This window comes from Actinotalea sp. JY-7885, from assembly GCF_014525465.1.
In the GTDB taxonomy this organism is placed as follows: Bacteria; Actinomycetota; Actinomycetes; order Actinomycetales; family Cellulomonadaceae; genus Actinotalea.
Genome location: NZ_JACEXH010000161.1, coordinates 1 through 7,199 on the forward strand (window position 1 = coordinate 1; position 7,199 = coordinate 7,199).

Here is a 7,199-nt window from a genome sequence, read left to right on the forward strand (position 1 = left end):
TGGGGGTGCGCGGCCTGGGCCGGGTCGGCACCGGCGTCGCCGCCGGCCTGGCCGGCGCCGGCGTGGGCACCCTCGTGCTCGAGGACGCCGGCCACGTGACCCGGCACGACGTGGGGGCGAGCGGCCTGCGCGACCAGGACGTGGGGCGTCCGCGCGCCGACGCGGTCGCCCGGCTGCTGCGCGACGTCGCGCCCGACGTCCGCACGTCCGACGGCGAGCCGGACCTCGTCGTGGTGGTCGAGCACCACGTCGCCGACCCCGTCGGCTACGCCCTGCTGCACGAGGCGGGCCGGAGCCACCTCTCGGTCGTCGTGCGCGAGGCGTCGGCGCTCGTCGGGCCGCTGGTCGTGCCGGGCAGGACGGGGTGCCTGCGCTGCGTCGACCTCGAGCGCACCGCGCGTGACGACCGCTGGCCGACGCTCGCCGCGCAGCTCGCCCGGGCGCCGGCCGCCCCGGAGGAGACCACCCTCGCGCTGGCCACCGCCGCGCTCGCCACCGCGCAGGCGCTCGCCCACGTCGACGGGCGGCCCGTGACGGTCCACGACGCGTCGCTCCTGCTCCGGCTGCCGGACGTGCTGCCCCACGTCGTGGCCTGGCCGCGACGCCACGAGTGCGGCTGCACCGCGCCCGACCCGGTGGCGACCGGCTGAGCCCGGGACGCCGAGGCCCCCGGCAGCGTGCTGCCGGGGGCCTGGCTCGGAGGGAGCGGGTGGTCAGGCCGCCGAGGTCTCGTCCTTGCGCGGACGGCCACGGCCGCGTTTGCGCGGCACGACGACGCCGCCGACGAAGACCTCACCACCCCAGACGCCCCAGGGCTCCCGGCGGGCGATCGCACCCTCCAGGCACCCGGCGCGCAAGGGGCACTGCCGGCACAGCGCCTTGGCCGCCTCCACCTGCGCGGTCGACTCGGCGAACCAGAGCTCGGCGTCGTTCTCGCGGCACGGGATGAGGGTGGCGACCAGCTGGTCGAAGGTCTCGGCGTCGGTGGGAGCCGTCGGGCTCGGTCGGTCGGTACGGCGGGTCTCGGGCCACGGGCCGGATCCGCTGTCGTTCAGGGTGTCGAGCAGCGAGGTGAGCCGCACGGTGGTCCTCCTGGTCCGGAGTCTGATCAGCTGGTCGTTCGGTGCGGGGACCGTGGACCTTCGCCGACCGCCCGGAGCGGAAGGACATGAAGAAGGCCGCGGGTCCCGAGATGGACTCCGCGGCCGGTGAGGCGTCTGGTCGATCAGACCAGGCATGCCCCCGGGTGGGAGTCGGGCTCGGTGGACGGGGTGCGCCCGCGAAGTCGCCGGCCGAGGCCGCCGGCAGCGCGCACACCTGTCCCCTGGATCGGGGCGAAGGCGGGCGCGGCGGGACGCGGCAGAGAGCGCTCGGCGAGATCGAACGTCACCACGGTCATCGTGTCCATCAGTGCACCCACCTCCTCTCGACTCAGGCCCCGGCCTCTTCGGCCGTGCCTCCAACAAGGACTCGAGAACCCTAGAGCCGCGCCGCGAGGCGCCACAACCGATTATTCCCACGAGTTTCGACGACCTTCCGCCACCCGTGCGGCGGGCGCCGTCAGCGGTGCCGCGCGACGATCTCCAGCAGGGCCGGACCGTACTTGTCGATCTTGGCCGGGCCGATGCCGCGCACCCGGGACAGCTCGCCCACGGTCGACGGTCGCAGCTCGGCGATGCCCGCCAGCGTCGCGTCGGCGAGCACGGTCCAGACGGGACGGTCCGCCTCGGCCGCGGCTGCCTCGCGCCACTCGCGCAGCGCCGCCACGAGGACCGGGTCCTGCTCGCCGAGCGGGCCGGTCGCCCGGAGGGCCGCGGCCCCCGTGCGGCGGCGCGCGTCGCCGTCGGGCCAGATGCCGTCGAGGAAGCGCGTCCGGCGGCGGCCCGCGCGTCCGCCCGGGTGCCGCGCGCGCGCGAAGCTCAGCTCGAGCTGCTCGCGGGCCCGGGTGACGCCGACGTACAGCAGGCGGCGCTCCTCCGCGACGGCCTCGTCCGTCTCGGCGAGCGAGATCGGCATCAGGCCCTCGCTGAGCCCGGCGAGGAACACCGCGTCCCACTCCAGGCCCTTGGCCGCGTGCAGGGACGCGAGCGTCACCCCGTCCACCGCGGGTGCGTGCTGGGCGGCGGCGCGCTCGTCGAGCTCGGCGACGAGGTCGACGAGCGAGGGGGTGCGGCCCTGCGGAGCCGCGGCGGCCAGCTCGTCGGCGAGCGCGACGAGCGCCTGCAGCGAGTCCCACCGCTCGCGCACCGCGCCGCGCGCGGCCGGCGGGTCGGGGCTCCACCCGGCGGAGGCCAGGACGTCGCGCACGGCCTCGGGCATCGGGATGTCGGCCGTCGAGCGCGCGGCGCCGCGGAGCAGCACGAGCGCGTCGCGCACCTCCTTGCGGCCGAAGAACCGCTCGCCGCCCCGCACGAGGTACCCGATGCCGGCGTCGGCCATGGCCTGCTCGAAGGCCTCCGACTGCGCGTTCGTCCGGTACAGGACGGCGATCTCGCGCGCCGGTGTGCCGGCGGCGATCAGGCGGCCCACCCGGGCGGCCACGCCGCGGGCCTCGGCCTCGTCGTCGTCGTACGCGGTGAAGCCGACCGGCGGCCCGGACGGGCGCTGGGCGATGAGCTCCAGCCCGCTGCCGCGGCGGCGGCCGGTCGAGGCGAGGAGCCGGTTCGCGACGTCGACGACCTGCGGCGTGGAGCGGTAGTCGCGCACCAGGCGCACGACCGTGGCGCCCGCGTACCGCTGACCGAAGGTGAGCAGGTGGTGCGGCGTCGCGCCCGTGAAGGAGTAGATGGTCTGGCTCGGGTCCCCGACGACGCAGATCTCGGTGCGTCCGCCCAGCCACTGGTCGAGCAGGTACTGCTGCGCGGGCGAGACGTCCTGGTACTCGTCGACGACGAAGTGGCGGTACTGCGCGCGCACCGTCTCGGCGATGTCGCGCCGGCTCTCGAGCACGTGGCCGAGCATCGTCAGGACGTCCTCGAAGTCGATGACACCCCGGGCGTCCTTCGCGTCCTCGTACGCGGCGATGAGGCGGGCCACGGTGGCGCGGTCGTAGCCCGCGGGGGCGGGCCGCCCGGTCGCGGACGCGGCGCGCACGTAGTCGTCGGCCGCGACGAGGCTCACCTTGGACCACTCGATCTCCGAGGCCAGGTCCCGCACGCTGAGCCGGTCGACGCCCAGTCCGAGGCGCGTCGCGGCCTCGGCGACGACGGGCGCCTTGTGCTCGAGGATCCGCGGCGGCGCCCCGCCGACCACCTGGGGCCAGAAGAACGACAGCTGCCGCAGCGCGGCGGCGTGGAACGTGCGGGCCTGGACCCCGGCGACGCCGAGCCCGCGCAGCCGGGTGCGCATCTCGCCCGCGGCGCGCGCGGTGAACGTCACCGCGAGGACGCTCGAGGGCGCGTAGGTGCCGGTGCGGACGCCGTAGGCGATGCGGTGGGTGATGGCACGGGTCTTGCCCGTGCCGGCGCCCGCGAGCACGCACACGGGACCGGTGACCGCGAGGGCCACCTCTCGCTGGTCGGGGTCGAGGGCGTCGAGGAGCTGGTCGGCGGACATCACCCGCAGTCTCTCAGCCGCCGCCGACACGTCCCGACGCGAACGGGAAGCCCCGGGCGGCGATGATGGTTGGCGGGAGGGACGGTGCACGCGCCGGCCCGGAGCGGCCGGCCCCCGCCGAGCCGGACAGCGACGAGAAGGAGAACCGATGACCGACGCGACAGCACTGCCGGCCGAGGGCACCGTGACGATGTTCACCACGACGTGGTGCGGCTACTGCCGGCGCCTGAAGTCGCAGATGGACTCCGCGGGCGTGCGCTACTCCGAGGTCAACATCGAGGAGACGCCCGGCGCGGCCGAGTTCGTCGAGAAGGTCAACGGCGGCAACCAGACGGTGCCGACCCTGCTGTTCCCGGACGGCAGCGCCGCCACGAACCCCTCCCTCGCCGAGGTGCAGCAGCGCCTCGCCGTCTGAGTCCGTCAGGCCTCCAGCGGGCCGCCGAACCAGTCCTCGATGAGCGCGCGGGCCACGGACGTGCGCATCGGGAGCAGCACCTCGCCGTCGGCGACGGCGGCGGCGAGCTCCTCCCGCGTGAACCACCTGGCCTGCGTCACCTCGACGCCGTCGACCTCGATGGCCGTGGACGTGGCGCGCGCCGTGAAGGCGAGCATCAGCGAGGCCGGGAACGGCCACGGCTGGCTGCCCCGGTAGGTCACCTCGCCCACGCGCACGCCGACCTCCTCGTGGACCTCACGGCGCACCGCGGCCTCGAGCGACTCCCCCGGCTCGACGTAGCCCGCGAGCGTCGAGAAGCGACGCTCGGGCCAGTGCGCCGCGTGCCCGAGCAGCAGCCGGTCGTCGCCGTCGAGCACCGCCATGATCACCGCCGGGTCGGTCCGCGGGTAGTGGTCGGTGCCGTCGGCCGTGCACGTGCGGGTCCAGCCCGCCGCCGACGGCTGGGTGACGGCGCCGCACCGCGGGCACCTCGGGTGCCGCTCGTGCCACGCCGCGAGCCCGACCGCGGCCGCGGCGAGGCCGGCGTCGCGGTCCGGCAGGACGTGGCCGACGTCGCGCAGCGTGGACCACTGCCGCGACGCGCCGGCGGTGCCCGCGCCGCCCGTGGGAACACCCTCGAGGTCCACCCCGCCGCCCGGGACCTCGTCGACCGCGTACGCGAGGTAGGCGCTCACCCCGTCCTCGCCGAGGAACATGACCAGGGGGGCCCCGGCGCCCACGGGTCGGTCCGCGAGGACGGCGTCCGCCTCCCGCGGGGAGACGAGGTCGAGCTCGGCACCGGTGGGCGTCGGCCGCGTGGCGAGGCGCCCGTCCGCGAGCAGCAGGACGCGGGTCGACGGCTCGGACCCCAGCACGGCGAGCAGGTCCGGCTCGGCGCGCCGGTGCGCCGCCCGCTCCAGGTCGGTGCGAGCGAGGGGCAGCCGCGTCCAGTCCACCGGTCCACGGTACGGGCGCCCGGCCCGGCCCACGCGGTCGGGCCGGGCGGGTCCCGGGTGGCGCCGGTCCGCAGCCGGTCACGTCCGGGTGCCGTCCGGGTCCCGTCCGCTCGGTGACACGCGGCACGGCACGTCGCCGCCGCCGCGCGGTGCGCCTACCGTGGGGCCGTGCCACGCTCTCCGCTCGCCCTCGCGGCTCTCGCCACCGTCGCTGTGCCCGGCCTGGACGCGTTCGACGTGCGGCGGGCCGCCCACCCCGCGGCCGGCGTGGACACCGCCGTCGTCATCGACGCGACGGGCCGGCGCTGGGTCGTCCGCGCGCCCGCGACCCCGGGCGCCGGGGCCGCGCTCGAGGCCGAGGTGGCGCTGCTCGAGACGCTCGTGCGCCACGTGGACGCCGGCGACCTCCCGTTCGACGTGCCGCGGACCGTCGGATCGGCACACCTGCCCGAGGGGGGACGCGCCTTCGTGCACGCGCAGCTGCCGGGCCGGCCCCTGCGCCTCGAGCGGCTCGGCCCCGGCCCCGGCCTGGCCGCCTCCGTCGGGCGCGCGGTGGCGTCCCTGCACGAGCTGCCCACGAGCGTGGTGGAGGACGCAGGGCTGCCGGTGTACGAGGCGGAGGACTACCGCCGACGCCGGCTCGCCGAGGTCGACGAGGCCGCCCGGACCGGCCACGTGCCGACGTCGCTGCTGCGGCGCTGGGAGCGTGCGCTCGAGGACGTCGGGATGTGGCGCTTCCGGCCGACCGTCGTCCACGGCGACCTGTCCGCCGAGCACGTGCTGTGCCGCGGCGACGAGGCGGCGGGCATCCTCGGCTGGTCGGAGGCGAAGGTCGCCGACCCCGCCGACGACCTCGCCTGGCTGCTCGTGGCGGCGCCGCAGGAGGGCGTCGACCCGATCCTCGAGGCGTACAACCTGCGCCGGACCGAGCTCACCGACCGCAACCTCGCCGCGCGGGCGCTGCTCGCCGGCGAGCTGGCCCTGGCACGGTGGCTGCTCCACGGCGTGCGCTCGGACGACGCGGCCATCGTGGACGACGCCACCGCCATGCTCGACGACCTCGCCGCGCACACCGCCGAGGTCTCCCCCGTCGTCGAGGTGCCCGCGCCGGCCGTGGCCCCCGGCTGGACGGCCACCGACGGGCCCGACGACGCGGCGGAGCCGCACGACGCAGAGCGCGACGAGGCCGTGGTCGACGGCGACGCGAGCGAGGACGAGGCGGACGTGAGCGAGGACGGTGCGGACGACGCCGACGCGCGTCGGGCGCGCGACGACGCCACGGACGAGCCGCAGGCCGCCGGCGACGACGCATCCCCGGATGACGCCCCCGCCGACGCGCCGGGCGAGCCCGACGGCGAGCAGGCCGACGGCGAGCAGACCGGCAGCGCGCCGGCCGGAAGCGAGCAGCCCGAGGACCCGGCCCCCGGCGCGGACGAGGACGACGTCCGGTCGCCCGGCTCGGCCTGACCCCGTCTCAGGCGGAGGGCGCACCACCCCCGCCCCGCAGCAGCGACTCGAGCTCCTCGGCGCCCAGCAGCCGCTCGGGGCGGACCGTGACCCCCGCCGCGACGTAGAAGAACGCCGCGCGCACCCGGTCGAGGGGCTTGCCGGTCCACCGCGACCACGCGAGGCGGTAGACGGCGAGCTGCAGCTCACGCGCCGCAGCGCCCGCGGCGTCGGCGGGCGGCCGGCCGGTCTTCCAGTCGACCACCACCACGCCGCCGTCCGGCTCGGGGAAGACAGCGTCGATGCGCGAGCGCAGCACGACGCCGCCGACGGGCGTCTCGACGTCCACCTCGACCGCAGACGGCGTGCGCGACGCCCACGGTGACGCGAGGAACGCCTCCTGCAGCGCGGCCAGGTCGAGCACGTCGGCGGCCTCGTCGCCAGCCCCGGGCAGCGCGTCGACGTCGACCAGGGCCGCGCGCCCGTAGTACCGCTCGACCCAGGCGTGGAACGCGGTCCCCCGCCGGGCGTGGGTCGACGGCGCGAGCGGCACGGGTCGGCGCAGCTGGAGCGCGAACGCGTCGCGGTCAGCCGCGAGGCGGACCAGGGCGGACGCCGACAGGTGCGCGGGAAGGGCGACGCCCGACTGCTCCGCCCGGCCCCGGCGCCGCTCCTCGAGCAGCAGCTCCACGGTCTGCTCGAGCTCCGAGGCGGGACGCGCACCGCTCTGGCCCGCGGCACCGGTCCCGAGCGCCGGACCCTCGCCGCCGCCGGACCGCACCGCCGCCGCGGCCGCCGCCAGGGCG

The 7,199-nt window shown here is 77.1% G+C and carries 7 protein-coding genes; 3 read left to right on the top strand and 4 right to left on the bottom strand.

Annotated elements, in window-relative coordinates:
• A partial coding sequence (locus IDM29_RS13220) for a ThiF family adenylyltransferase (protein WP_188037622.1) occupies positions 1-650 on the top strand: 650 nt, incomplete at its 5' end.
• A gap of 63 nt (positions 651-713) precedes the next feature.
• Here IDM29_RS13220 and IDM29_RS13225 read toward each other — a convergent pair.
• Together IDM29_RS13225 and IDM29_RS13230 are read right to left on the bottom strand one after the other, a co-directional pair.
• Positions 714-1,082, bottom strand: coding sequence for a WhiB family transcriptional regulator (locus IDM29_RS13225; RefSeq protein ID WP_255491618.1), 369 nt, complete (start codon positions 1,080-1,082; stop codon positions 714-716).
• A gap of 478 nt (positions 1,083-1,560) precedes the next feature.
• Positions 1,561-3,555, bottom strand: a complete 1,995-nt coding sequence (locus IDM29_RS13230; protein ID WP_188037623.1) for an ATP-dependent helicase — start codon at positions 3,553-3,555, stop codon at positions 1,561-1,563.
• A 148-nt stretch (positions 3,556-3,703) separates the two neighbouring features.
• Between IDM29_RS13230 and IDM29_RS13235 the strand changes: the two genes are divergently transcribed.
• A complete protein-coding gene (locus IDM29_RS13235) occupies positions 3,704-3,970 on the top strand; it encodes a mycoredoxin (protein WP_182111902.1) in 267 nt (88 codons plus the stop codon).
• A gap of 5 nt (positions 3,971-3,975) precedes the next feature.
• Here the strand turns inward: IDM29_RS13235 and nudC are convergent, their stop codons facing one another.
• A complete protein-coding gene (gene nudC / locus IDM29_RS13240; protein ID WP_182111903.1) occupies positions 3,976-4,947 on the bottom strand; it encodes an NAD(+) diphosphatase in 972 nt (323 codons plus the stop codon).
• A 168-nt stretch (positions 4,948-5,115) separates the two neighbouring features.
• Between nudC and IDM29_RS13245 the strand changes: the two genes are divergently transcribed.
• Positions 5,116-6,414 (top strand): phosphotransferase, encoded by a 1,299-nt coding sequence (locus IDM29_RS13245; protein WP_182111904.1) that lies wholly within the window; start codon positions 5,116-5,118, stop codon positions 6,412-6,414.
• A 7-nt stretch (positions 6,415-6,421) separates the two neighbouring features.
• On the opposite strand, the gene IDM29_RS13250 is transcribed toward IDM29_RS13245, so the two are convergent.
• The coding region (locus IDM29_RS13250; RefSeq protein WP_188037624.1) for a PD-(D/E)XK nuclease family protein at positions 6,422-7,199 on the bottom strand (778 nt) is incomplete at its 5' end.